Source organism: Mycoplana rhizolycopersici, assembly GCF_013378445.1.
GTDB classification, from domain to species: Bacteria; Pseudomonadota; Alphaproteobacteria; order Rhizobiales; family Rhizobiaceae; genus Mycoplana; species Mycoplana rhizolycopersici.
In genome coordinates this window covers 385470-411286 of record NZ_JABXYK010000001.1, presented here as the reverse complement: position 1 = coordinate 411286, position 25817 = coordinate 385470, and the positions used below count along the sequence as shown (strand labels likewise).

The 25817-nt window shown below is 64.2% G+C and carries 16 protein-coding genes and 1 riboswitch; of the genes, 13 read left to right on the top strand and 3 right to left on the bottom strand.

Annotated features, from left to right (window positions below; all coding sequences use genetic code 11):
• Positions 1-166 precede the first annotated feature (166 nt).
• Positions 167-877: a phosphatase PAP2 family protein gene (locus tag HV823_RS01820; RefSeq protein ID WP_176948035.1), complete on the top strand. Its 711-nt coding sequence runs from the start codon at positions 167-169 to the stop codon at positions 875-877.
• Positions 878-934: 57 nt separating this feature from the next.
• On the opposite strand, the gene HV823_RS01815 is transcribed toward HV823_RS01820, so the two are convergent.
• The gene (locus HV823_RS01815; RefSeq protein WP_176948034.1) at positions 935-2824 is read right to left on the bottom strand and encodes an MFS transporter; all 1890 of its coding nucleotides are present in this window, start codon (positions 2822-2824) and stop codon (positions 935-937) included.
• Positions 2825-3330: 506 nt separating this feature from the next.
• On the opposite strand from HV823_RS01815, the gene HV823_RS01810 reads away from it, so the two are divergent.
• Together HV823_RS01810 and HV823_RS01805 are read left to right on the top strand one after the other, a co-directional pair.
• Positions 3331-4365, top strand: coding sequence for an aspartate-semialdehyde dehydrogenase (locus HV823_RS01810; protein ID WP_176948033.1), 1035 nt, complete (start codon positions 3331-3333; stop codon positions 4363-4365).
• Between the two features lie 183 nt (positions 4366-4548).
• Positions 4549-5370, top strand: a complete 822-nt coding sequence (locus HV823_RS01805; protein ID WP_176948032.1) for a lytic murein transglycosylase — start codon at positions 4549-4551, stop codon at positions 5368-5370.
• Positions 5371-5424: 54 nt separating this feature from the next.
• Here HV823_RS01805 and HV823_RS01800 read toward each other — a convergent pair whose 3' ends face one another.
• Both HV823_RS01800 and pdxY read right to left on the bottom strand, forming a co-directional pair.
• The gene (locus tag HV823_RS01800; protein WP_176948031.1) at positions 5425-6066 is read right to left on the bottom strand and encodes a carbonic anhydrase; all 642 of its coding nucleotides are present in this window, start codon (positions 6064-6066) and stop codon (positions 5425-5427) included.
• A 151-nt stretch (positions 6067-6217) separates the two neighbouring features.
• The gene (gene pdxY / locus HV823_RS01795) at positions 6218-7096 is read right to left on the bottom strand and encodes a pyridoxal kinase PdxY (protein WP_176948030.1); all 879 of its coding nucleotides are present in this window, start codon (positions 7094-7096) and stop codon (positions 6218-6220) included.
• Between the two features lie 327 nt (positions 7097-7423).
• On the opposite strand from pdxY, the gene HV823_RS01790 reads away from it, so the two are divergent.
• From HV823_RS01790 to HV823_RS01745, 10 genes are all read left to right on the top strand, one after another.
• The gene (locus HV823_RS01790) at positions 7424-12214 is read left to right on the top strand and encodes an NAD-glutamate dehydrogenase (protein WP_176948029.1); all 4791 of its coding nucleotides are present in this window, start codon (positions 7424-7426) and stop codon (positions 12212-12214) included.
• 125 nt (positions 12215-12339) lie between these two features.
• Entirely contained in the window at positions 12340-13758 is a 1419-nt protein-coding gene (locus HV823_RS01785) for an MFS transporter (RefSeq protein ID WP_176948028.1), read from the top strand.
• A gap of 28 nt (positions 13759-13786) precedes the next feature.
• Positions 13787-13889: riboswitch (TPP riboswitch) on the top strand.
• A gap of 139 nt (positions 13890-14028) precedes the next feature.
• On the top strand, positions 14029-14814 hold the full coding sequence (locus tag HV823_RS01780; protein WP_176948027.1) for an ABC transporter permease: 786 nt from the start codon (positions 14029-14031) through the stop codon (positions 14812-14814).
• Complete coding sequence (locus tag HV823_RS01775) at positions 14811-15755, top strand: ABC transporter substrate-binding protein (protein ID WP_176948026.1); 945 nt, start codon at positions 14811-14813, stop codon at positions 15753-15755. The genes HV823_RS01780 and HV823_RS01775 overlap by 4 nt, the downstream gene beginning before the upstream one ends.
• Positions 15756-15760: 5 nt before the next feature.
• The gene (locus tag HV823_RS01770) at positions 15761-16498 is read left to right on the top strand and encodes a hydroxyethylthiazole kinase (RefSeq protein WP_176948025.1); all 738 of its coding nucleotides are present in this window, start codon (positions 15761-15763) and stop codon (positions 16496-16498) included.
• On the top strand, positions 16485-17147 hold the full coding sequence (gene thiE, locus HV823_RS01765; RefSeq protein ID WP_176948024.1) for a thiamine phosphate synthase: 663 nt from the start codon (positions 16485-16487) through the stop codon (positions 17145-17147). The genes HV823_RS01770 and thiE overlap by 14 nt, the downstream gene beginning before the upstream one ends.
• Positions 17144-17944, top strand: a complete 801-nt coding sequence (gene thiD, locus HV823_RS01760) for a bifunctional hydroxymethylpyrimidine kinase/phosphomethylpyrimidine kinase (RefSeq protein WP_176948023.1) — start codon at positions 17144-17146, stop codon at positions 17942-17944. Before thiE ends, thiD begins: the two co-directional genes overlap by 4 nt.
• A gap of 8 nt (positions 17945-17952) precedes the next feature.
• Complete coding sequence (locus HV823_RS01755; RefSeq protein ID WP_176948022.1) at positions 17953-19710, top strand: TRAP transporter large permease subunit; 1758 nt, start codon at positions 17953-17955, stop codon at positions 19708-19710.
• An 11-nt stretch (positions 19711-19721) separates the two neighbouring features.
• Positions 19722-20720: a TRAP transporter substrate-binding protein gene (locus HV823_RS01750; RefSeq protein ID WP_176948021.1), complete on the top strand. Its 999-nt coding sequence runs from the start codon at positions 19722-19724 to the stop codon at positions 20718-20720.
• Between the two features lie 615 nt (positions 20721-21335).
• A complete protein-coding gene (locus HV823_RS01745) occupies positions 21336-25796 on the top strand; it encodes a MupA/Atu3671 family FMN-dependent luciferase-like monooxygenase (protein ID WP_176948020.1) in 4461 nt (1486 codons plus the stop codon).
• The last annotated feature ends 21 nt before the right edge of the window (positions 25797-25817 follow it).

Here is a 25817-nt window from a genome sequence, read left to right as displayed (position 1 = left end):
TACCACGCCCCCGGATCAATCCGGGGGCGTTTTCGTTTTCAGTGCCTTGAAAAGGAGGCGCCCACCCTCACATCGTCGTGCACTGTGCTGCTTTCACGACGGAATGGCGGCGCTAGACCTGTAACCTTACGTCGGAGCCAGCATCCGGCCTGTATCGGGAGATTGAATGAACCGTCCGTTTGCCTCTACGCTCTGGATCTTCGTTTCTGCGGCGCTGCTTGCGGCCGCCCTTTTTCCGTTCGACCCAGCGCTGTCGCAGCGAGCGCAAGGGCTGCCGGAAGGGGTTGTCGCCTTCAACCGGCACATTACCGACTTCGGCACTTTCGGCTGGATGATCTATGGCTCCGGCCTGTTTGCCATCATAGCCTTCATCGTCTGGCGCGTCAGCGCTAACGAGGCGATCAGCAGGCGCGGCCGTACGGGCTGGCGGCTGTTTCTGTATTTTTTCCTGACCATTGGCAGCGCCAGCGCGCTGGTGCATCTCCTGAAGGCGGTCATCGGCCGCGCGCGACCCGAACTCTTTGCCGAACTTGGCGCCTATAGCTTGTCACCGATGACCGGCAACACGATCTTCGAGAGCTTTCCGTCTGGCCACTCGGCGGCGGTCGGTGCGTTCTTCGGTGCGTTCGCCCTGCTGGTGCCGCGCCTGCGACCGCTCTTCGTCGCTGGCGCCGTGCTGATCGGCGTTTCGCGGATCATTGTCGGCGCGCATTATCCAAGCGACGTCGCTGCCGGGCTGCTCGTCGGCCTTTGGTGCGCGCTGATGGTGGCGTTCGTCTTTGCGCGGCATAACGCCCTGTTCCGGCTGGACGGAGCCGGATGGCCGCGACCGAAGACCGCACTGGAAAAGAGGATGGAGGACAAGGCCGAACACTGAAAGACCGGCGCGTGTCGCCACGCGCCGGTCTCCATGTTCTGAACCTCGGGGGGAAGCTCAGTCCATTGCGTGTATGTCGCGATCCTTCGTTTCCGGCAGGAACAGCAGGCCGATGACCAGCGTGATCGCCGCGAAGATGATCGGGTACCAGAGGCCGAAGTAGATATCGCCCTGGGCCGCGCTCATCGCGAAGGCCGTCGCCGGAAGAAGGCCGCCGAACCAGCCGTTGCCGATATGGTAGGGCAGCGACATGCCGGTGTAGCGAATGCGGGTCGGGAATAGTTCGACCAGCAGGGCTGCGATCGGCCCGTACACCATGGTGACGTAGATCACGAGAACGGTGAGGATCGCGATGATCTTCGTCCAGTTGACCGCCGCCGGATCGGCGACCATCGAGAACGGACCGCCGCCGGCGATGGAGAAGACTGCCATGTCGTTTACGCCGCCTGCCTCTTCTGCGGTGAGCAGCTTGGCAGCGACGAGGTCCGCGCCCGTCATGGTCGTCTTCTCGCCGGCGCGGATCGCGGCGGCGTCAAGGCCGAGCTCCGGATTGGCGCCGACAAAGGCGTCGAGCTTGCTGTCCGGAACCATGGCGCCGGCACGCGCCAGCGGATAGCCGGCATCCTGCAGCGCTATGTTGACCTGCTTTTCGAAGGCAGCCGTCATTGACTTGGCCTGATCGCCGGCTGCGACGGCGTCGAAGCTGTTGATCGTGGCGTTGCCGATGACGACAGTTGCCGGCGTGCCGGCTGCGGCCGTCGTCACCACGTCATAGGGAACCGAGTTCTTCGTCAGGAAGGCGGTTGCGATGTCGCACGAGGTGGTGAACTTCGCCGTGCCCGTCGGGTTGAACTGGAACTTGCAGTCGCCGGGGGCGGCGCTCACCGTCGCGCGGACGGTTGCCTGTGCCTGTGCAAGTGCCGGATTGCCGGCCCAGGTCAATGCCTTGAACAGCGGGAAGTAGGTCAGGATGGCGAGAAGCAGGCCCGCCATGATGATCGGCTTGCGGCCGATCTTGTCGGACAGCCAGCCGAACAGCACGAAGAAGCCGGTACCGATGATCAGCGAGGCAGCAACCATGATGTTGGCCGACTGGCCGTCGATCTTGAGAATGCCTGTCAGGAAGAACAGGGCGTAGAACTGGCCGGAATACCAGACCACGGCCTGGCCAACCACGGCGCCGAACAGCGCCAGCAGCGCGATCTTGGCGTTCTTCCACTGGCCGAAAGCCTCGGACAGCGGTGCCTTGGAGCCCTTACCTTCTTCCTTCATCTTCATAAAGGCCGGCGATTCGTTCATCTTCAGGCGAATCCAGACGGAAATACCGAGCAGGACGACCGAGACGAGGAATGGAATGCGCCAACCCCAAGCGGCAAAGGCTTCCTTGCCAAGCATAAACTGTACCGACAGGATGACGACGAGCGACAGGAACAGGCCGAGCGTGGCTGTCGTCTGGATCCAGGAGGTGTAGTAGCCGCGGCGACCGTTGGGGGCGTGCTCTGCCACATAGGTCGCAGCACCGCCATACTCACCGCCGAGTGCAAGCCCCTGCAGCATGCGCAGCACCAGAAGCAGGATGGGGGCTGCGATGCCGATCGACGAGGCGCCGGGCAGAATGCCGACGAGGAAGGTGGACAGACCCATGATCAGGATCGTCACCAGGAAGGTATATTTGCGTCCCACCAGATCGCCGAGGCGGCCGAAGACCAGCGCGCCGAACGGGCGCACGAGGAAGCCGGCGGCAAATGCCAGCAGCGCGAAGATGTTGCGGGTTGTCTCTGGATACTCGCTGAAGAAGGCCGCGCCGATGAACACCGCCAGCGAACCATAAAGATAGAAATCATACCATTCGAACACGGTGCCAAGCGACGAGGCGAAGATGACTTTCTTCTCCTCGCTGGTCATTGGACGCGTCTTGCCGCCGTCCACTGTCGCGACATTTGCCATTGTGAAATCCTCCACTCCAAACGGCTATTTTGAGCGCTCCGTTCCCCGGATCCGGCCAACCCTCCTCGGTTGGGCGGACGTGGTGCGCCTTGTCACAAGATGGCAGAAAAGAGGCAGCGGCGCTGCGCGGCTTTCGGATTATGACTTTAGTCTAACGCCGGGCAGGCGAGGCGACACGACCGTGACGTGAACGTGAAGGCGATACAGTCAAGGATCTCCTTGACTCCCGGTCAAAATCGCTTAATAGCAGCCCCGGAAAAAGGACAGCGTCCCATGCTTTGCCGCGACCGTGACATCGCTCCCAGCAGCCTCCTGGCGGAACTCGCCGGGCAGGTACGGCGTTCGCCCGTTTCTTTCAAAACCACGGCCAAAACGACGACGAAAACCGTCTGACGTCTCTGGCCCGCCGCTCTCTCCCCGGCAAGGCCGGGGACAAGAAATCCGCGCTCGAAGACAGCGGATTTCCCCTCAGGACCGAGGAGAGACAGAGAAAGAGAGCAAGACCAATGGGTTTCAAGATTGCAATCGCCGGCGCCACCGGCAATGTCGGACGCGAAATGCTGAATATCCTGTCCGAGCGCGGCTTTCCCGCCGACGAGGTCGTGGCGCTTGCCTCGAGCCGTTCGGTCGGCACTGAGGTTTCCTTCGGCGACAAGACGCTGAAGGTCCACAATCTCGATACCTATGATTTTTCCGACACCGACATTTGCCTGATGTCCGCCGGCGGCGCTGCTTCGCTAAAGTATTCGCCCAAGATCGGCCAACAGGGGTGCGTCGTCATCGACAACTCGTCGGCCTGGCGCTACGACGCTGAGGTTCCGCTGATCGTTCCGGAAGTGAACCCCGATGCGGTCGAGGGCTTCACCAAGAAGAATATCATCGCCAACCCGAATTGCTCGACTGCGCAGTTGGTCGTTGCGCTGAAGCCGCTGCATGACCACGCGAAGATCAAGCGCGTCGTCGTTTCGACCTACCAGTCGGTCTCCGGTGCCGGCAAGGAAGGCATGGACGAGCTGTTCAACCAGACCCGCGCCGTCTTCGTCGCCGATCCGATCGAGAGCAAGAAGTTCACCAAGCGCATCGCCTTCAACGTCATCCCCCACATCGACGTCTTCATGGAGGACGGCTACACCAAGGAAGAATGGAAGGTGCTGGCCGAGACGAAGAAGATGCTCGACCCGAAGATCAAGGTCACCTGCACGGCCGTGCGCGTTCCGGTCTTCATCGGCCATTCCGAGTCGGTCAATATCGAGTTCGAGAACGAGATCACCGCCGACGAAGCCCGCGACATCCTGCGCGAAGCGCCGGGTTGCCAGGTCATCGACAAGCAGGAGAACGGCGGCTACATCACGCCTTACGAGTCTGCCGGCGAAGACGCGACCTATATTTCACGTATCCGTGAGGATGCGACCGTCGAAAATGGCCTGAACATCTGGGTGGTTTCCGATAACCTTCGCAAGGGCGCGGCGCTGAATGCAGTTCAGATTGCCGAACTCCTCGTTAATCGCGGCCTGATCAAGGCCAAGAAGCAGGCCGCTTGAAGGTCTGAACACTAAAGGACAATGAAGGTCCCGCCTCCAGCGTCAGACGGGTGCGGGACCTTTGCCTCAAACGAAGCACCGGTGGCGGATCGGCCCCAAGATTGCATCGAACGGCGAAGGCAGGTCTGACAAGAGTGGCATGTTTTCGTTAGAAGCAATTCGAGAGATCACGGGGTTTATTCAATGAACTTGTTCAAGCGGGTATTCCAGGGGCTGGCGGCAATGGCGCTGGTGGTGGCTATTCCGGCAGCGGCCTCGGCCGCGCAATGTGGCAACAATGCCGCCGGCTTTTCCGCCTGGGTTGACCAGTTCAAGCGGGACGCGTCCGCAAACGGGATCAGCCCGCGCACGCTCGACCGCGCCTTCACCGAAGTCTCCTACAACAAGGCGACTATCCGGGCCGATCGCGGCCAGAAGAGCTTCAAGCTGTCGCTCGACCAGTTCATGCAGAAGCGCGGCGGTCAGGCGATCATCAATCGCGGCAAGGGTCTGAAGCGCCAGAACGCCGCCCTCTTCGCGCGGATCGAAGGCCAGTACGGTGTGCCGGCCGGTCCGCTTCTCGCGATCTGGGGCATGGAAACGGGTTTCGGCGGCTTCCTCGGCAAGGAGCACACGCTTTCGGCCGTGGCGACGCTGGCCTATGACTGCCGCCGCTCGGAGTATTTCACCAACCAGCTCTACGCCGCGCTCAATCTCGTGCAGAACGGTACGCTGAGCACGCAGGCCCGCGGTGCCGCCCATGGCGAGATCGGCCAGACGCAGTTCCTGCCGGTCAACGTGCTGAAGTTCGGGGTCGACGGCGACGGCGACGGCCGCATCGACCTCGTTCGCTCCAAGGCGGACGCGCTCGCATCGACGGCCAACTTCCTGCGCGGGCACGGCTGGCAGCCCGGCGCCGGCTACCAGCCCGGGGAGCCCAACTTCGCCGCCATCCAGGGCTGGAACGCCGCCAATGTCTATCAGCGCGCGATCGCTATCATCGCAGCCGAGATCGACCGCGGCTGATCGCAGTTCCTGCATCAGGTGAAATCGCAAGGCCCGGCCCAGTGCCGGGCTTTCTCACATTCCGGGGCGGCCGAAATCGCCGGTCTTGGCATCCATGATCCACAGCTCGCCCGTGGAAATGTCGAACCATGCGCCATGCAGGTTCAGCTTGCCGCGCTGCTCCAGAATCTGGACGCAGGGGAAGGTGCGCAGGTTGGCAATCGAATTGCGGATCGAGACGCGCTCCAACGCACGCTGGCGCTCGGAGGCGGTCATGACGTCGTTGCTCTGGATCTGCTCGGCAGAGGGCTTCAGCAGGTTCATCCAGCGGCCGATGAAATCGCCGGGCGACAGCGGTTCCGCGTCGGGATCGAGCGCTGCCTTGATGCCGCCGCAACGCCCGTGCCCCATGACGACGATGTCGCTGACGCGCAGGGACTGCACGGCGAATTCGAGTGCCGCCGAAGTCGAATGATAGTGGCCGTCGGGCTCGTAGGGCGGCATCAGGTTCGCGACGTTGCGTACCACGAAAAGCTCGCCCGGGCCGCTGTCGAAGATCGTCTCCGGTGCAGCGCGGGAGTCGCAACAGGCAATCACCATCGTCTTCGGCTTCTGCCCGGCTTCCGCGAGCGTCTTGTATCGCTTCTGCTGTTCGCTGAAGCGACCATCCATGAAGTTCTGGTAGCCGGTCAGAAGGTGATCAGGAAAGCGATGCATGTGGTCGATACCCCCGTGCGGTGACGAATGAGTAGAAGGCGCGGGACCTGCTGTAACGACCGGGACTTGGCTGCGCAAGTCCGTGGTGGTCGCTCCCGCGGTTTCCCGGGCATGTTTGCGCGCTATGCGTCAAAAGCAGGCTGGCGCGACCTCATCGGTTGCGCTTCGACGCGCCCGGATGGACAAGCCGGCGTACCTGTACCATGGCCATCGGCGTCGAGAGGCTGGAGGAATCCTGTTCCAATGTCAGTTCGTCCGCACCGCGCTTGGCGCTGCGGGCCACGATCTCGAAGACGCTGGCCGTTGCAAGATGCAGCGCACGCTCCTCCGGAAGGCCGTCCAGCAGTCGTGACAGAAAGAGGGCCGCGACGAGGTCTCCGGTGCCGTTCGGCGGGTTGGGCACCTGCCGATGCTCGGCGAGCAGTGCTGTGCGGCCTGAAAGGTAGAGATTGCCGATGCTGCCGGTCATCATCGGATGAGCAGAGGTCACCAGCATCTGCGACGGTCCCAGCGACAGGGCGGCATCCATGATCGCACCGTTCGTCTCGAGCGGTGCTCCGGCGAGCCAGGCAAGTTCGAAGCGGTTGGGCGTGGCGATCGAGGCCAGCGGCAGAAGTTCGTCGCGGATGGCTTCGGCTATCGCCACCGGAACATAGAGACCGTTCTCGTCGCCGCAGACCGGGTCGCAGAGGTAAACGAGGTCGGGGTTTTCATTCTTCAACGCCTGCACGAGCCTGGCGATCGAGGCGGCCTGTTCGGCATTGCCGATATATCCCGACATGATGGCCTTTATCTCGCCGCGCCAGGGGGCCCGGATGAGGTCGTCGATCAAGGCGTCGAATTCGGATGGAGACATGGTCACGCGCGTCGCGCGTCCGTGGCCGGGATGCCAGGGCAGGATGACGGTTGGCAGGGCCCAGACGGGGTGGCCGAGCGTCTCCAGTGCGAACACCGCCGCGCGATTGCCGACCGTTCCGCGCACGACGTGGCTCGATATGACCAGAACCGCGCCCTTATCGCTCTCGTTCATCCGAAATGTCCTTGCGTTCCTTCGCCGGCAATTTCATTGGACCATGAACAGATGGACCGCAAGCCTATGTGGTGGTTCCACCTCCACGCCTCGCATGGGCGGCCACCATTTGCGTGCGTGGCGGCTCCGATTCGAGGAGGCTGCATCGAGATTTCACCCAATATCGTCGGAGTTTTCGCCAAAATTGCTGCTTTCCGGCGGCATTTTCGCCCTTCCGGGGCTGCTTTCCAACAAAATCGATTGAATTTTTCAAGGCCTCTATAAATCCGTCGCTTAGAAAATTTGTTCTGCTAGGTTCCGCATCGCAAACCTGTCGGGGGAAGTTTCATGGCATCACGCAGCAACACCAAACGCGACAAGCAGATCGAGGCCGCGACGGCTGCGGCGGCGAAGCTGGGCGAAAAGATCATCGATCCCGCGATCCTGTTCGGGCGGGCGAGCAACGACGACCTCGAACTCTACAGCGCCGAGATGCTGGCAGCGACGGCGGCGCATGCGCATGACGAGATCTATGCCTGGGATGGCTGCGAGCCGCGCGTGACGGTCGAGACGATCGCTGCGATTGCGCCGCAAGGAAAGCCGGTATCGGTCCTGTCTGTCACCGACCGGAACCAGCCGTTCCTGTACGATTCGGTGATGGGCGAAGTGACGAGCACGCACCGCGACATCCACCTTGCGATTCATCCTATCCTGGTGATCGAGCCGGAGCGGGAGCCGAAGCTTTTCTCGCCGGAGACGCTGAGCGACCCCAGCCATCGCGTCAGCCATATCGAGATCCACCTCAATGAGCTGGCCGCCTCCGAGGCGGCGAGCCTGATCGAGCGCATCCGCCACGTGCTGTCGCAGGTTCATCTGGCCGTCGGCGACTGGAAGCCGATGATGGACACGCTGACGCGTGTCGTTGCGGAAACCGCCGAGTTTGGGCCTTCGCGCCGCCCGGCGGAGAAGGATGAGGCGGTCGCGTTCCTCGAATGGCTGCGCAGCAACAACTTCACCTTCCTCGGCATGCGCGAATACACCTACAACAGGGACGGCGAGAATGCGTCGGTGGAGCGCAGCGTCGACAAGGGCCTGGGCATCCTCTCCGATCCCGACGTGCGCGTCCTGCGGCTCGGCAAGGATGCCGTGACAACGACGCCGGAAATCCTGGCCTTCCTCGAGGGACCCGATTTCCTGATCGTGACCAAGGCCAATGCCCGCTCCGTCGTTCATCGCCGCGCATACATGGACTATGTCGGCGTCAAGCGCTTCGACGAGAACGGCAAGGTTACGGGCGAACTCAGGATCGTCGGCCTCTTCACCTCTACGGCCTATACGCATTCGGCATCCGAGATCCCGCTTCTGCGTTCGAAGGCACAGGCGGTCATCGAACATTTCGGCTACGATCCGCAGAGCCATTCCGGCAAGATGCTGATCAATACACTCGAGGCCTATCCGCGCGACGATCTCTTCCAGATCGACGCCGGCCTGCTCGCCACCTTCTGCGAGCAGATCAACGAGCTGGCCGATCGGCCCCGCATCCGGGTGCTGCCCCGCATCGACCATTTCGACCGCTTCGTCTCCGTGATCGTATACGTTCCGCGCGAACAGTACGATTCCGACGTCCGAGAAAAGATCGGGGTCTACCTGAAGACTGTCTATGACGGGCGTGTCTCCGCTTATTATCCGGCTTTCCCCGAAGGTGGACTGGCGCGCGTGCACTTCATCATCGGCCGTTCCGGCGGGAAGACGCCACGAATTCCGCAGAAAAAGCTGGAAGCGTCGATCCGCGACATCGCGACCCGCTGGACCGACAGGTTCGAGGCGCTGTCGGGTCCCGATTCCGTCAAGCTCCTCGCACCGCAGGCCTATCAGGAGGCGTTCACTCCGGCCGAGGCGCATGCCGATCTCGGCTTCTTCGAGGCGGCGACCCCGGCCGATCCCATCCATATCGCCTTCTATCGAAAGTCGGACAACAAAGACACGAAGGCGCTCGAACTGAAGATCTTCCACGCCGGCGACCCCGTTTCGCTGTCCAGGCGGGTGCCGCTTCTGGAAAACCTGGGCTTCAACGTGGTCAGCGAACAGACCCATGATGTCACGGTGGTGGACCAGGACGGTGCCAGCCGGCTCGTCGTGCTGCACGATATGGAACTGCGCCATCGCGACGGGCTCGACATCGATCTTGCCAGGCTTTCCGGCGTGCTGAAGGACGCGTTCCTTTCGGCATGGCTTGGACGCACGGACGATGACACGTTCAACCGGCTGATCATGACTGCCGGCCTCGACGTGCGGGAAATCATGGTGCTGCGCGCCTATGCCCGCTATCTGCGTCAGACTGGGATTGCCTATTCTCAGGGCTACATCGCCGATACGCTCAACAAGTATCCGGCCATTGCCTCCGATCTGTTCCGGATGTTTTTCGCCCGGCTGGATCCGCAGCTTGCAGAGCGCAAGCGCACAAAGCGCAGTGAAGAGCTGGCCGCTTCGATCGAAGAAGCGCTCGGCGGCGTGCCGAGCCTCGACGAGGACCGGATCCTGCGCCGCTACGTCAACGCCATCCAGTCGACGCTGCGGACCAATTACTTCCAGCGCGATGGCGCCGGCCAGCCGCTCGCGACCCTTGCCTTCAAGCTCGACCCGCAGGCGCTCGAAGGCCTGCCCGATCCGAAGCCGTTCCGCGAGATCTTCGTCTATGGCGCGGAGGTGGAGGGCGTGCACCTGCGCTTCGGTCGCGTCGCACGCGGGGGGCTGCGCTGGTCCGACCGTGCGCAGGACTACCGCACGGAGGTGCTGGGTCTCGTGAAGGCCCAGCAGGTGAAGAATGCGGTCATCGTGCCTGTCGGCGCGAAGGGCGGCTTCTATCCGAAGCAACTGCCGGTCGGGGGTAGCCGCGATGCCGTTTTCAATGCCGGCAAGGAGGCCTACAAGACCTTCATCCGCACGCTGCTTTCGGTCACCGACAACATCGAGGGACAGGACGTCGTGCCGCCACGCGACACGGTACGCCTCGACGGCGACGATCCCTATTTCGTCGTTGCCGCCGACAAGGGCACGGCGACATTCTCCGACACGGCCAATGCGCTGGCGCAGGAAGCCGGATTCTGGCTGGACGACGCCTTCGCCTCGGGCGGATCGGCGGGCTACGACCACAAGAAGATGGGCATTACCGCCCGCGGCGCCTGGGAAGCGGTGAAGCGCCACTTCCGCGAGATGGATGTCGATATCCAGAAGACGCCGTTCACGGTCGTCGGCGTCGGCGACATGTCCGGCGACGTCTTCGGCAACGGCATGCTGCTCTCCCGCAAAACGCGGTTGATTGCTGCTTTCGACCACCGCGACATCTTCATCGATCCGAACCCGGATACGGAGGTTTCTTTCGCCGAGCGCAAGCGCATGTTCGCGCTGCCGCGCTCGAGCTGGCAGGACTATGATCGCGCGGCTCTTTCCAAGGGCGCCATGATCATCTCGCGCAACGAGAAGTCGGTGACGCTGACGAGCGAGGCCATGGCTGCAATCGGCATCGATAAGCAGAAGGCGACGCCGTTCGAGATCATGAGCGCGATCCTGAAGGCGCCCGTGGATCTCCTCTGGTTCGGCGGCATCGGCACCTATGTCCGCTCGGCCGGCGAGACGGACGCCGAAGTCGGCGACCGCGCCAACGACGCGATCCGCGTGACCGCCGACGAGCTGAGGGCGAAGGTCATCGGCGAAGGCGCCAATCTCGGTGTCACCCAGCGTGGCCGCATCTCCTTCGGCCTCAAGGGCGGCCGTTGCAACTCGGATGCGATCGACAACTCTGCGGGCGTCAATTCGTCGGACGTGGAGGTCAACATCAAGATTGCGCTCGCCTCGGCCATGCGCGACGAGCGTCTGACGCGCGAGAAGCGAAACAAGCTGCTTGCGACCATGACCGACGAGGTGGCGCATCTCGTGCTGCGGAACAACTACCTGCAGTCGCTCGCGATTTCGCTGTGCGAGCGACAGGGGCAGGGCAACCGTACCGGCCTTTCGCGGCTGATGAGCCGGCTGGAAGCGGCGGGCCAACTCAACCGCCAGGTGGAGGTGCTGCCGAGCGAACAGGCGATGGACGAGCGCTACCGGGCCGGCATGCCGCTGACCCGGGCGGAAATCGGGGTGCTGCTGTCCTATTCGAAGATCGTGCTCTTCGAAGAGATCCTGCATAGCGACCTGCCGGACGATCCCTATTTCGAGCCGACACTGACCGGCTATTTCCCGGGCAAGATGCAGCGCACCTATTCCGGAGACATCAAGACGCACCGGCTGCGGCGCGAAATCATCGCCACGATCCTGGCCAACGGGGTGATCAACCGCGGCGGTCCGGCTTTCGTGAGCCAGCTCACCGACGGGACCGGCTATATGAGCGCCGATGTGGTCAAGGCTGCGATGCTGGCTTTCGAGGGGTATGACCTGCTGCCGCTCTATGCGGCGACGGACGCGCTCGACAACCAGATTGCCGGTGCTGCGCAGAACGAAGTCTACGAGGATCTCGGCCGCGTCTTCTCCAATGCCACCGCTCTCCTCCTCACGACAGGGGCGATCGGTGCGCCGATGGAGACGGCCGTGCACAAGCTGAAGCAGGCGCTGAAGCAGCTCCGGCCGCATCTGGCCGATCTCCTGCCGGAATCCGCCCGCGACGAGCTGCGCCGAAAGGCCCTTGCGTTCGAGGACAAGGGCGTTCCGGAACAGTTGGCACGGGCGATCACGGAACTGCTCGCCATGAGCTTCGTGCCCGAGATCATGCTGATCGCGACACAGACCGGCGACAGCCTTATTCGCACGGCGGAAACCTATGCCGGGGTAAGCGATACGCTGAATATCGTCGCGTTGCTGGGGGCTGCCGGGCGGGTACCGACGACGGACCTTTACGAATCGCTGGCATTGTCGCGAAACCTTTCCGACATCGCGAACGCCCGCCGCGACCTGACCATCGCCATCCTCACCCGGCACAAGGGCGACAAGGCGCCGCTGGCGGCGTGGCGTGCGGCCGATGCGGAACGGCTCGGCATGGTCACCGGCCGGCTCGGCGCGCTGACGGAGGCGGGGGAGGCGACGCTTGCCAAGATCTCCGTCGCCGCCGGCGTTCTGAGCGACCTTGCGCATGGCAGGACGAGGTGACAATGTCCGGACAGGGTGCGGTCAGGCCGCGCCCTGTCTTGCCCGTCGCGCGGGCGAACACCGTCCGCTCGTTGCCGGCAGGCGGAAAAGCGGGTGATGGCGCCTAGAGGCGCGCCGGAGGACGGATGACGGAACAGCATGGTGAAGCCGGGCGCGCGGGGCGGCTCGGCATCTGGGGCTGGATGCTGTTCGACTGGGCGGCCCAGCCGTTCTTCACGGTCATCACCACATTCATCTTCGGCCCCTATCTCGTCTCGCGGATGGCGGCGGATCCCGTCGCCGGGCAGGCTGCGTGGAGCTACACGCTGACGATCTCGGGCATCGTGATCGCACTGATGTCACCGGTGCTGGGCTCGATTGCCGACGCTTCCGGGCGTCGCAAGCCGTGGATCGGCTTCTTCGCCGTGATCCAGATCGCAGCCTTGTGGATGCTTTGGTATGCCGCGCCGGGCACAAGCCTGCTCGTGCCGCTGACGATGGTGGTTCTTGCAACGGTCGCCGCCGAGTTTTCCATCGTCTTCAACGATTCGATGATGCCGAGCCTCGTTTCACCGCAGGACGCGGGGCGTGTCTCCAACCTCGCCTGGGGGCTCGGTTATCTCGGCGGCATGGTGGTGCTGATCGCGGTCGTGCTGTTCCTTGCGGCAGACCCCGCAACCGGGCTGACTGCACTCGGCATTGCGCCGCTGTTCGGCCTCGATGCCGCAGCCGGCGAAGATGCGCGGATCACCGGTCCGATTTCCGCCGTCTGGTATCTCGTCTTCATCCTGCCGATGTTCCTGTTCACGCCGGACCTCGGGCGCGGTCTGCCCATCCGCAAGGCGGTTCGTTCCGGCCTCGCCTCCATCGGCGACACGATCGCCGAACTGAAGGGGCGACGCGGCATCCTGCGTTTCCTGGTGGCGCGAATGATCTACCAGGACGGGGTCAACGGGCTTTTGGCGCTGGGCGGCACATTTGCGGCCGGCATGTTCGCCTGGCAGACCATGGAACTCGGCATCTACGGCATCATCCTCAACGTGGTCGCGATCGGCGGGTGCTTCTGGGCAAGCCGTCTCGACACGCGCCTCGGCTCGAAAAGGGTGGTCGTCGCAAGTCTTGCCTGCCTCACCGTCGCCACCCTCGGCATCGTCTCCACCGCGCCCGGCCATACGTTGTTCGGGCTGCTGCCGCTTTCGACGGACGATTCCGGCGGGCTGTTCGGCACTGCGGCCGAGAAGGCCTACATCGTCTACGGCCTACTGGTGGGGATCGCCTTCGGGCCGGTGCAGGCCTCGGCCCGTTCCTATCTCTCGCGCAGCGTCGCACCGGATGAGGCGGGACGTTATTTCGGCCTGTACGCGCTGACAGGCAGGGCAACCTCCTTTGCCGCGCCGCTTTCCGTCGGCCTGGTCACCAGCGCCACCGGCTCGGCGGCGCTCGGCATGGGGGCGCTGGTCGTCTTCCTCATCGTCGGGCTGTTGCTGCTGCTGCCCGTGCCCTATCCGGCCGATGCGGCGGGCGCCGTTGCGAAAACTCCGTCGCGATCGCGCTTCGGGCGTTGACATTCGCACGAGACTTGGTCAGTTTCCCACCTATTCCGAGGGGAGCACCGAACGGTGCTGAGATGGCGGTGAGCCGGACCCTTGAACCTGATCCGGGTCATACCGGCGTAGGAACGGAAAACGCCAGCCAAGGCGCCTCTTTCTATTCTCCGCTTCACCTGGATCTCCATGATTGTTGTCGGGAGATCGATCGATGCCGCTTGCAAATCCTCACCTGAACGGACACGGGCCCCTGGCGGTTCGCCTACCAGACCGCGCCGTCTGAGAGCCATGCGTGCCCTCCACGCGGGGCTGTCCCTTGTGTCGCTTGTCGCCCTCTGGCAGGCCGGGACGGTCGTCTTCGCTCCCCCTCCCTATCTGGTCCCGTCGCCAGCGGCCGTGGCTTCGGCCCTCGCGGCACGTCCCGGCTTTTTCGTCGAGCATGGCCTCGTGACGCTGACGGAAGTCCTTGCGGGCCTGCTGGCCGGCTCCATCTTCGGTGCCGCCGTCGCTTTCGGCGTTGCTGCGCTTCCGCGCTTCGGGCAGTTCGTCTGGCCCGCGATCCTGATCCTGCAGGCGCTGCCGGTGTTCGTGCTCGCGCCCATCCTCGTGCTGTGGCTGGGCTTCGGCATGGCCTCCAAGGTGGCGATGGCGACCATCATCATCTTCTTTCCGGTCGCATCCGCCTTTGCCGACGGCCTGCGCAGAACCGACCGCGCCATTCTGGACGCCGCATCGCTGACTGAGGCGACGCACTGGCAGACGCTCGTCCGCATCCGCATGCCGCTGGCGCTGCCGTCGCTCGTGTCCGGCCTGCGCGTCGCCGCACCACTTGCGCCGCTGGGTGCCGTCGTCGGCGAATGGGTGGGCGCGTCCGCCGGCCTCGGCTTCGTGATGGTGCAGGCAAACGCGCGCATGCAGACGCCGACTGTCTTCGCTGCCATGGCCGTGCTGGCCGCGCTGACCGTTGCACTCCGGCTCGGCGTCGATCGGCTCACGGCCGGGCTCGCGCCCTGGGCGCCTGAATCGTCTTCCGCCTCTCTCAATCCTTTCCGCAGGAGATCCCAAAAATCATGATCCGCTCTCTTTCCTTTGCCTTCCTGCTTGCGTCGGGACTGCTTGCCGCAGGGCCTTCGCTTGCCTCCGACAAGCTCACCGTCCTGCTCGAATGGTTCGTCAATCCGGATCACGCGACGATGGTGATCGCCCGGGAGAAGGGCTTCTTTGCCGATGTCGGTCTCGATGTGGAACTCGTGCCGCCGGCCGATCCGTCGTCCGTGCCGCGGCTGGTCTCGGCCGGACAGGCCGATGTCGGCGTGCACTACCAGCCGAGCCTCTATCTCGACCATGCGGAAGGCTTGCCGCTGGTACGCTTCGGCACGCTGGTGGAAACGCCACTCAACACCGTCACAGTTCTTGCCGACGGGCCGATCAGGAGCCTGAAGGACCTGAAGGGCAAGAAAGTGGGCTTTTCCGTCTCGGGTTTCGAGGACGTCATGCTCAGGCGCATGCTCGCCTCCGCGGGACTGAGCGACAAGGATGTCGAGCTGATCAATGTCAATTTCTCGCTGTCGCCCTCGCTGATCGGTGGCAAGGTGGATGCGACCATCGGTGGCTTTCGCAATTTCGAGCTGACGCAGATGCGGCTGGAGGGCCATGAGGGTCGCTCGTTCTTCCCCGAGGAACATGGCGTGCCGATCTACGACGAACTGGTTTTCGTGACCCGGAAGGATCTGGTCGCCGACGACCGGCTGCCGCGCTTCCTGGAGGCTGTGGAAGAGGCCTCGGTCTTCCTCACCAATCACCCGCAGGAAGCCTGGCAGCTCTTCATCAACGCCTACCCCGATCTCGATGACGCGTTGAACCGGCAGGCCTTCATCGACACACTGCCCCGCTTCGCCAAGCGTCCCGCCGCCCTGGACCGCGGGCGCTACGAACGCTTCGCCGCGTTCCTGAAGGAGGGTGGGTTGATCGAGACAGCACCCGCCGTCGACGACATCGCCGTCGAGATCCGGTGAGCGTCATGTTGGAGCTTCCTTCATCCTCGCGTGCCGCGACGCTTCTGGCGCAGGTGCGCGAACGACGCCCGCGGGTCCATTGCCTGATGAACACCGTGGTGCAGAAGTTCACCGCCGATGGCATCACCGTGGTCGGCGGCATACCGTCGATGACCTCGTCGATCGAGGAGATCGAGAGTTTCGTTGCGAAGGCGGATGCGCTGGTGGTCAATCTCGGTACGCTCGACCGCGCGCGCCGCGAGGTGATCCGACTTGCCGTGGACGTCGCCAACGCCGCCGGCAAGCCATGGGTCCTCGATCCGGTGCATTGCGACTACTCTCCGTCGCGTCTCGCATTTGCAAACGAACTGGTCGCGCTCGGGCCGGCGATCGTCCGCGGCAATACGGCGGAGATGTCTCTTTTCGAGGAAACCGGATCGCCTGTGCGCATATGCACGGGGCCGGTCGATCGCCTGGCCGATGACGGCAGAAGCGTGCGGATCGCAAACGGCCATCGCTGGATGGCGGCGGTTACGGGAACCGGTTGCCTTACGGGCGGCGTGATCGCCGCCTTCATGGCTGTCGAGCCGGACACGCTCGTTGCCGCGGCAAGTGCGCTCGTCGTCACCGGCGTGTCCGCGGAGCTCGCCGCCCGGGAGGCAAAAGGGCCAGGCAGCTTCGGCGTTGCCTTCCTCGATGCGCTTTCCGAAGTCGGTGCAGGCGACCTCCTGCAGCATGCGAGGATCGAAGATGACCAGAATTGACTATCGCCTGAACGCGCTGGTGGATGCCGGACTGTCCGTAATCGGCTCGCTGCCGGAACTGGCGGCGCTCGCGGCCCGCAACGGCACCACGCTCGTCCAGTACCGGGACAAGACCGCATCGACGCGGATCATGATCGAGCAGGCGCGCGCGATCGGTGCGGCTCTGGAGGGCACCGGCGTGCCTCTTGTCATAAACGACCGCGTCGACGTCGCGCTCGCGGCGGGCGCTGCCGGTGTCCATCTCGGCGCCGAAGACATGGACGCAGAGACCGCCCGGCTGCTGCTCGGACCGAAAGCGATAATCGGCCTGACGGTGAAGAACGAGGCGGATGCGGATCGGGCCGGCCGGGCGCCGGTCGATTATGCGTGCATCGGTGGCGTGTTCCAGACGCTGTCGAAGATCAATCCCGATCCGCCGGTGGGGATCGAGGGGTTGAAGCGACTGCGCCAACGCATCCGGACCCTCAATCCGATGCTGCCGGTCGGCGCGATCGCCGGGATCGATCTCGACCAGGTTCCGGGCGTCATTGCCGCCGGGGCGGACGGGGTGGCATCGATCTCCGCCATCTTCCGAAAACCCGATGTCGCGGAGGCTGCGCGGTCGCTTCGTGCGGCGGTGGATGATGCACTGGCAAGGAGGAAGGCATGACGGCAATCGCACTCACCATAGCCGGATCCGACAGCGGTGGTGGCGCGGGCATTCAGGCGGACATCAAGACATTCTCCGCGCTCGGCGTCTATGCAACAAGCGTGCTGACGGCCGTTACGGCGCAGAATACCAAGGGTGTCACGGCGGTCGAAGACATCTCGCCGCCGCTGGTCGCCGCGCAGATGGACGCGGTCCTGACGGACCTTTCCGTCGGCGCGGTCAAGATCGGCATGGTGTCGCGCAGCGAAACGATCGCTGTGATCGCCGAGGGGGTGCGGCGGTTCGGGCTTCGACCCGTGCTGGACCCGGTCATGGTCGCCACCTCCGGCGACAGACTTTTGCAGGCGGATGCGGTCGAGACGCTGAAGACTGAGCTCGTGCCGCTTTCCCTGATCGTCACGCCGAACCTGCCCGAGGCGGCGCTGCTGACCGGGATGCCGATTGCGGCCGGCAAGACGGCGATGCTCCGCCAGGCCGAGGCGATCATGGAGGCCGGCGCCGGCGCGGTGCTCGTAAAGGGGGGGCATGGGGCCGGAGCCGACAGCACGGACCTGTTCTTCGACGGCACGCAGGTAGTGGAACTTTCCGCGCCACGCGTCGAGACACGACACGATCACGGCACCGGCTGCACGCTGGCGGCGGCGATCACCGCAAACCTTGCCAAGGGACACGAGCTTGTCGAAGCTGTCCGCCTCGCCAAGGCGTATCTGCACGACGCGCTCGTCGCCGGCCGGTTGCTGGCGATCGGGCAGGGGCGGGGGCCGGTGCATCACTTCCACCGCTGGTGGCCGGCTTGATCGGGCGAATGGCGAAGGTCGTCGAGGCAGCGCTCGGTACGATCGCCGGGCTGCTGCTGTCGGCGCTGCTGGCGATGGTGCTCGTCTCGGTGGTGCTGCGCTACGCCTTCCACACCGGATTCATCGGTGTTGAGGAACTGTGCATCTGGCTGCATGTCGCGCTGATTGCCGCCGCCGCGCCGTTGGGCCTCGACGGACCTCTCGCCATGCGCATGGACCTGTTGTCACGGCGACTGCCCGAGCGGTGGCGATTTGCGGCCGCGGATACTTTCAGTATCGTCGCCGGCCTCGTCTTTCTCTTCGGCGGGCGCGAGATCGTGGCTCTCCTCGGCGGCATCTCCCCCGCGCTCGGCCTGCCGGAATGGATCCGGTTCGGCTTTCTCGGCGCCAGCGGCCTGATGGTTATCGTTCTGCTGGCGCTGCAAAGGCTGTCGCAGGGGCGAGGGCTTTGCCTGACCGCTTCGTTCATGGCTGGGACTGCGATCTATCTGGCCGTTCCGCTGCTGTCGGTCGATACCGGTCTGCCGGCGAGCCTGTTCCTCGTCGTCGTCGCGGGCCTTGGGCTTCTGTCGGCAGCGCCCTTGCCGCATGCCTTTCTCGCAGCCGCCTATGTGGCGATCGCCTTCGGCGGCGGCTTGCCGGAGCCGGCGATCGTTTCCACCACGGTCGCAGGCATGTCGAAATTCCTGCTGCTCGCCATCCCGTTCTTCCTGCTGGCCGGCGGGCTCCTGACCGCATCGGGTGCCGCCGGGCGCCTCGTCCGTTTCGCCGAGACGCTTGTCGGCCATAGGCGGGCCGGGCTGGCGCAGACGACTCTTTTGACGAGCGTGTTCTTTTCCGGGGCCTCGGGCTCCTCGGTGGCCAATGCCGCCTTCGGCGCTTCGACCTTCTTTCCGGAGCTGGTGCGCAAGGGCTATGCCCCGCAACGAGCCGGTGCGATCGTCGCCGCCACCTCGGTTCTGGACAACGTCATTCCGCCGTCGATCGCCTTTTTGCTGCTGGCCGCAGCCACCCATCTTTCGGTCGGCTCGCTGCTTGTCGGCGGTTTCTTCGCCGGCGGGCTGATGGCGCTCTGCCTCGCCTTTGCGATCCACTTCTCGGCTGGAAAGCCGGATGGCGGACCGCGGGCATCCGCAGCGGAGCGCCGTCAGGCGCTGGCGGCAGCGCTGCCGGCACTTGGCCTCGGCATCATCGTGGTGGCGGGCATCCGCTTCGGTATTGTCACCACCACCGAGGCGGCGGCCGTGGCTGCTACCTATACCCTGCTGCTGAGCCTTGCGGCATCCGGTCGGCCCGTCTCCGTGTTCGCTACCTTCCGGCAGGCCGCAGTTGAGGCGGCGGCGATCGGCCTCCTGATCGGCACCGCTGCCCCCTTCGCCTTCCTGCTGGCACTGGACGACATTGCGGGCCTCGTGTCGCGCTGCGTCAGCATGCTGGGCGGCGGCGCATTTGCAGTCCTGCTGCTGTCGAACCTCGTTCTGCTCGCCGCCGGCCTCGTGCTCGACATCGGCGCGGCAATCCTGTTGCTCGGGCCGATCCTGCTGCCAGCCGCCGTCGCCGCGGGCATCGATCCGGTCCAGTTCGGCGTGATCGTGGTGGTGAACCTGATGATCCACGGCCTGACGCCGCCGATCGGCATTCTCGTTTACGTCGTCAGCGGCATCACCCGCGTTTCGCCGACCGCGTTGTTCGGTGCCGTCCTTCCCTATCTTGCTGCGCTGCTTTTCGCCCTCTTCGTCCTCTGCGCCTTTGCGCTTCTGTCCTGATCGGAGTTTTCATGGCCTGCCTCGACCGCCGCTGCTTCCTTACGTCCGCCGCCGCTCTGGTCTCCGGACTTGCCGCACCCGCCCTCGTTCGTCCGGCACACGCTCGCGCGACGATGGTCACAATCGCCTCGCTTCTGGGCGAGGACAAGCCGGAGACGAAGATCTGGCGACGGATCGCGGATACGGTGGAGGCCCGGCTTCCCGGCCGTTTCCGCTTCAATATCGTCGCCAACGGTGCGCTCGGCGGGGAGAAGGAGGTGGCGGAGAGTGTACGGCTCGGTGCCGTGCAGGCGAGCCTCTCCACGATGTCCTCGCTGTCGGGCTGGGTGCCGCAGGCGCAGATCCTCGATCTTCCCTTTCTCTATCGCGACGCCGCCCATGTTCGGCGCGTCGTGGCAGGCGGGATCGGCATGGATCTGAAGCAAAAGCTGGCGGAACAGGGGTTCATCGTCGGCGGCTTCATCGACTACGGCGCGCGGCATCTTCTGACCAAGCAGCCGGTGACGAGGCCCCTGCAGATGCGCGGCGTCAAGATCCGGGTGATCCAGGGCCCCCTGCACCAGAAGCTCTGGAGCGCCTTCGATGCCGTCCCGGTCGGCATCCCGATCACGGAGACCTACAATGCGCTTTCGACCGGCGTCGCCGATGCGATGGACCTGACGAAATCCGCCTATGCCGGTTTCAAGCTGTACGAAGTCGTTCCCTTCCTGACCGAGACCGGACACATCCGCGCTTCCGGCGTGGTCTACTTCGGCGGCGGCTTCTGGAGCGGCCTCTCGGAAGAGGAGAAAAGCGTGCTGGGGGCCGCAGCTTCGGAAGGGGCCGAATATTTCAACCGGCTGATCGTCGATGACGAGGCGGCGTCGATGCAGCAGGTGGAGGCAAGCGGCGGGACCGTGCTTGTGCCGGAACTGCCGGAAACATGGCTGGAGGGAGCCCAGACCGTCTGGCGCGACTTTGCAGACGTCGTCGGAGGGATGGAAAATATCAAGGCTGCACAGGGCGCGTAAGGTCTGGGTGATAGGGTGATCGCTACCTGCAGCGCTCGCACTTCTCACCGTAAAGTTCACGTGTGTAATGATGTCTCGTGTTGGTTATGATTTCTAATTTCTACTATCTGTTAGACTTGTAGATTTATAGGCCGGCATGAAGTAGGTTGATAATATTCAAATATATAAATTTATCTCCAGAATTCCTTCATGTTTTATGCAATTTTGTCCTTAACACTGTGCAAATCCAATTTGATTGAAGTTTTCAGGTTCCGAGAATTTTATTGTATTTTGCCGCCATATGCCGAAGTTTTATTTCGTGTATTCCGTGCGCTCCATTTTCGCAGGGGTAACAGCCTACAACTGGTAGCGTACATCGCTTAATCGATATCATCAGCCAATGGGGTAGGTATCGGTCATGTTGATAGGTCGCGTTATTCCGCCACCTGTCCTGAGAGTTTACGCTTATCAGGACGAGACATTGACCTCGACATACACTTACGACGGTGAAGGCAGCCAATGTCATCATCGTTTGACCGCCAATTCCGCTGGATTCCGCCAGATCACGGACTGATACTTCGAGCCAGGGCCGCATGGTCCGAGGGGCATTTTTTGGCTTGAAACGGTTGGACGAACATGAATCTGAGCGCCATTTTCTGTGGTGACGGAACGCTGTTGCTTCGTTGCGCGGATGCCTTTCGCAAGGCAGGCGGCGCGATCGAGGCTGTTGTCACTTCCGATCCGCAGATCGCCGCATGGGCCGCAGCCGAAGCCGTTCGTTGCGAAGGCTACGAGGAGGCGGCGCAGGGCGGAACCGATGCCGACTATCTCTTCAGCGTCGCGAACCTGACAGTGCTTCCGGCGTCCACGCTCGTGCGTGCCCGGCACATGGCCGTGAACTTCCACGACGGACCGCTGCCCGCGCGTGCGGGATCGAACGTGCCGGCCTGGTCGATCATCGAGGGGGCGGACGAGCACGCCGTGACCTGGCATGAAATGACCGGATGCGTCGATGCGGGGCGCATCCTCAAGCAGCGGCGGTTCGCGATCCATGGGACTGACACGGCATTCAGCCTGAACGCACGCTGCTATGAAGCCGGATTCGAAAGTTTCACCGAGTTGGTCTCCGAACTGGCCGACAGTCGCTGCATGCCCGTCGAGCCTGTCGGTGCGCGCAAATGGTATGCGAAAGCGAAGCGGCCGGAATTGCACGGAACGCTCGATTTCCACAAGCCGGCACAGGAACTCTGCCGCGTCGTACGTGGCCTGAATTTCGGCGGCTACGCGAACCCGCTCGCGCTCGCAAAAATCTGGTCAGGGCGGCATCTCGTGACAGTCGGCCGGCTTGAGATCGTCCCGGGCCTTGCTGCGCCTGCAGGTGAAATCCTTGCGAGCGATGCCGGTTCGCTCACCGTGATGGCCGCCGACAAGGCCGTCCGCCTCAGCGAGCTTGCCCATCTCGACGGGCGGCCGGTCGATCCGGTTGCCGCGGGGCTGGTGCCTGGCGTCATGTTGCCCCTGCAATCGCTGTCGGTTGATCCCGTCGCGCCGGCCCTTGCGGACATCGGAAAGGCTGAACCGGCATGGGAGGCCGTATTGCGGCACGCGGCTCCGGCAGTGCCTCCTTATCCGCAGTCGCATACCGCGGAAGGCGGGTCTGCGCCGCTGAAAGCCGACGGCGTCGAGACCGACACGCTGATCGCGGCCTGGCTCGCCTGGGTCTGCGGCTTGAGCGGGCAGCCGCTGGCGACGGTTACGCTGATCGATCCGAAGCCGGTTGCCGTCTGGCTCTCGAGCCGCCGCCCCATGACGCTCGATCTCTCCTGCTGCGCCACGCCAACCGAAGCGACGACGGCTGTGCGCGCCGCGCGGGAAGAGATCCTTGCGCGGGCGCCGATGGCGGCGGACCTGCCGATGCGGCTGGTTGACCCCGAGACGAGGCGAGCAGCCCTCCAGGCGCTGCGGATCGTCGTCGTCGACAAGCCGGAGGATAGTCCGACCGACGGCAGCCTCGCGCTTTGTCTGCATCCTTCGGCGATTGCTGTCGGCAACGGGCTCTATGCCCCCTCCGTTCTTGCGGCTCTTGCCGCCGATTTCGACACATTCCTTGCGGCCTTCCATATGAAGGCGGGAGCGCCGCTTGCGACCTTGCCGCTTGGCGTGCGGACCGCTTCGCTGCGCAACGATCAGGCGGTTGTCGAAACCCGCACCATCCACGAGCAGTTTGCCGCAGCCTGCCGCCAGACGCCGGAAGCGATCGCTCTGGAGGCGGGTACGGTTCGGCTGACCTATGCCGAGCTCGATGCGCGGGCAGCGCGGCTTGCCGGTGCGCTTGTCGAGCGCGGGGCTGCGCCCGGCACGGTCGTCGGTCTCTGCCTCGAGCGCTCGGCGGACCTCGTCGTTTCCATGCTGGCAATCCTGAAAACAGGGGCGGCCTATCTGCCGCTCGACCCGGCCTATCCGCCGGAGCGGATCGGCTTCATGCTCCAGGATTCCGCTTCGACCCTGGTCGTGGCGAGCCGCAGCGCGGCAAGCCGGCTTGCGCTCGATCCCGGGCGGGTGATTCATCCCGATGCTGCAGGCACGGCCGTCGACGATTTGCGCGGCGGTGCCGACGACCTCGCCTACCTCATCTATACCTCGGGCTCGACCGGGCGTCCCAAGGGCGTGATGATCGCGCATCAGAGCGTGGCGAACTTCTTCGCCGGCATGGATGCGGCGGTGCCGCTGTCGCCGAGTGCGCGGCTCCTCGCCGTCACCTCCGTCTCCTTCGACATTTCCGTGCTCGAACTTCTCTGGACGCTCAGTCGCGGGGCGACGGTCGTGCTGCAGACGGACGGCGCCGGCGAGGCGGCGCTGCCGGCGTTCTCGCTGTTCTACTTTGCCTCGGAAGCCGCGGGCAGCGGTCATCAGGCCTACCGGCTGCTCCTGGAGGGAGCCCGCTTTGCCGATGAAAACGGCTTCGAGGCGGTCTGGACGCCGGAGCGGCATTTCCACGCGTTCGGCGGGCTTTATCCCAACCCGGCAATCAGTTCCGCAGCCCTTGCCGGACTGACGAAGAACGTCAAGCTCAGGGCCGGTTCGACGGTACTTCCGCTGCACCATCCCGTGCGCGCGGCCGAAGACTGGGCGCTGGTCGACAATCTCTCCAACGGCAGGGCCGGGCTGGCGCTGGCTTCGGGATGGCAGCCGAACGATTTCCTCCTTCGCCCCGAAGCTTTCACTGAGCGCAAGGACATCATGCTCGCCTCGGTGGAGACGCTGCGCAAGTTGTGGCGCGGCGAGACGATGACGTTTCCAGGCCATGACGGCCGGGACGTCGAGATCCAGATCCACCCACGGCCGGTCCAGCGCGACATGCCGCTATGGCTGACCGCGGCCGGAAATCCGGAGACCTTCATTGCCGCCGGCCGAATGGGATGCGGCGTCCTCACCCATCTGCTCGGTCAGACGCTTTCCGAAGTGGAAGACAAGATCCGCAGCTACCGTATCGCTCGTGCGGAGGCCGGGCATGCCGGACCCGGCCATGTGGTGCTGATGCTGCACACCTTCATCGGTGAAGACGAGGAAACGGTGCTGGCCGCTGCACGCAAGCCGATGAAAAGCTATCTCAAGAGTGCGGTCGATCTCGTTCGCAGGGCAGCCTGGACATTCCCCACCATCGTCGAGCGCGCCGGCAAGGCCGGAAGGACGCCGCAGGAAATCTTCGAGAAGGAAGAGCTTTCGACCGACGAACTCGATGCTCTGCTGGACCATGCGTTCGAGCGCTACTATCGCACGGCCGGCCTGTTCGGCACGCCCGAAACCGCCAGGGAGATGGTCCGAAACGTCTCCGCGATCGGAGTGGACGAGATCGCCTGTCTGATCGACTTCGGCGTCGAAACGGAGACGGCACTTGCCAACCTGCCGAACATTCGCCGGATGATGGACGGGCTCCTCGCCGAAGGCGGGGTGACGCGCAAGGCCTCTGTGGCCGAAGACATCCTCGGGTCGGAAATCACCCACCTGCAGTGCACACCGTCGATGGCGAGCTATCTCGCCGGCGATGCGGCCGGGCGACGGGCGCTTTCGCGGCTCGATTGCATGATGGTTGGCGGCGAGGCGTTTCCGCCGGATCTGGCGCGCAGCCTGCGCACAGCGATGCCCGGAACGCTCCTGAACATGTACGGGCCGACGGAGACGACGATCTGGTCTTCCGTCGCGCGGCTCGACAGCGTTTCGGACCGGGTGCCGCTCGGCGAGCCGATCGCCAATACGGAGCTGAGCGTGCGCTCGCTTGCCGGCCGGCCATTGCCGGAACTGGTCGAGGGCGAGCTGTGGATCGGCGGCGCGGGGCTTGCCCACGGGTACTGGAACCGACCGGAGCTCAACGTCGAGCGTTTCGTCGATACCCCGGAGGGACGATTCTACCGCACGGGTGACCTCGTGCGCAGGCATCCGGACGGCAGCCTGGAATTCCTCGGGCGCATCGACGGCCAGGTCAAGATTCGGGGCCACAGGATCGAGCTCGGCGAGATCGAGGCGCGGCTTGCCGCTTCCGACACCGTCGCCCAGGCTGCGGTCAAGGCGGTGGAATTCGGACCAGGCGACGTGCGGCTCGTCGCCTACGTAACCCCGGCTGGCGCGCGCCCGTCGGTGAACGAGCTGCGTGCGGGCCTCGCGGCGACGCTGCCAGATTTCATGGTGCCTTCGCAGATCGTGCTCCTGGAGCGGATGCCGCTGACGCCGAACGGCAAGATCGACCGCAAGGCGCTTCCGATGCCTTCCGGGCGCGTCGAGCAGGGCGTCATCACCGCGGCAGAGGGCGATATGGAGACCGGGATCGCGGCCATATGGCGTGATGCGCTGGGATTGGAGAATGTCTCGGTAACGGAGAACTTCTTCGACCTCGGCGGTCATTCATTGCTCGTCGTGCAGGTCCAGCGCCGGATGAAGGAAGAGCTCGGCCGGGAGGTGGGGATTACCGACCTGTTCCGCTTCCCGACGATCCGCGCGATCGCGCTGCACCTTGCCGGCAGTGTTCCGGAGACAGCCAGCGCCGTCGATCGCGGTGCCGCGCGTGCCGCGGCGCGGCTTGCCCGCCTCGGCCGGCGCTAACGGCAAAGTCCGCAAGGGAGA

Coding starts and splice junctions, on each gene's coding strand:
- HV823_RS01820 (WP_176948035.1), top strand. CDS start 167: ATGAACCGTCCGTTTGCCTCTACGCTCTGGATCTTCGTTTCTGCGGCG.
- HV823_RS01815 (WP_176948034.1), bottom strand. CDS start 2,824: ATGGCAAATGTCGCGACAGTGGACGGCGGCAAGACGCGTCCAATGACC.
- HV823_RS01810 (WP_176948033.1), top strand. CDS start 3,331: ATGGGTTTCAAGATTGCAATCGCCGGCGCCACCGGCAATGTCGGACGC.
- HV823_RS01805 (WP_176948032.1), top strand. CDS start 4,549: ATGAACTTGTTCAAGCGGGTATTCCAGGGGCTGGCGGCAATGGCGCTG.
- HV823_RS01800 (WP_176948031.1), bottom strand. CDS start 6,066: ATGCATCGCTTTCCTGATCACCTTCTGACCGGCTACCAGAACTTCATG.
- pdxY (WP_176948030.1), bottom strand. CDS start 7,096: ATGAACGAGAGCGATAAGGGCGCGGTTCTGGTCATATCGAGCCACGTC.
- HV823_RS01790 (WP_176948029.1), top strand. CDS start 7,424: ATGGCATCACGCAGCAACACCAAACGCGACAAGCAGATCGAGGCCGCG.
- HV823_RS01785 (WP_176948028.1), top strand. CDS start 12,340: ATGACGGAACAGCATGGTGAAGCCGGGCGCGCGGGGCGGCTCGGCATC.
- HV823_RS01780 (WP_176948027.1), top strand. CDS start 14,029: ATGCGTGCCCTCCACGCGGGGCTGTCCCTTGTGTCGCTTGTCGCCCTC.
- HV823_RS01775 (WP_176948026.1), top strand. CDS start 14,811: ATGATCCGCTCTCTTTCCTTTGCCTTCCTGCTTGCGTCGGGACTGCTT.
- HV823_RS01770 (WP_176948025.1), top strand. CDS start 15,761: ATGTTGGAGCTTCCTTCATCCTCGCGTGCCGCGACGCTTCTGGCGCAG.
- thiE (WP_176948024.1), top strand. CDS start 16,485: ATGACCAGAATTGACTATCGCCTGAACGCGCTGGTGGATGCCGGACTG.
- thiD (WP_176948023.1), top strand. CDS start 17,144: ATGACGGCAATCGCACTCACCATAGCCGGATCCGACAGCGGTGGTGGC.
- HV823_RS01755 (WP_176948022.1), top strand. CDS start 17,953: ATGGCGAAGGTCGTCGAGGCAGCGCTCGGTACGATCGCCGGGCTGCTG.
- HV823_RS01750 (WP_176948021.1), top strand. CDS start 19,722: ATGGCCTGCCTCGACCGCCGCTGCTTCCTTACGTCCGCCGCCGCTCTG.
- HV823_RS01745 (WP_176948020.1), top strand. CDS start 21,336: ATGAATCTGAGCGCCATTTTCTGTGGTGACGGAACGCTGTTGCTTCGT.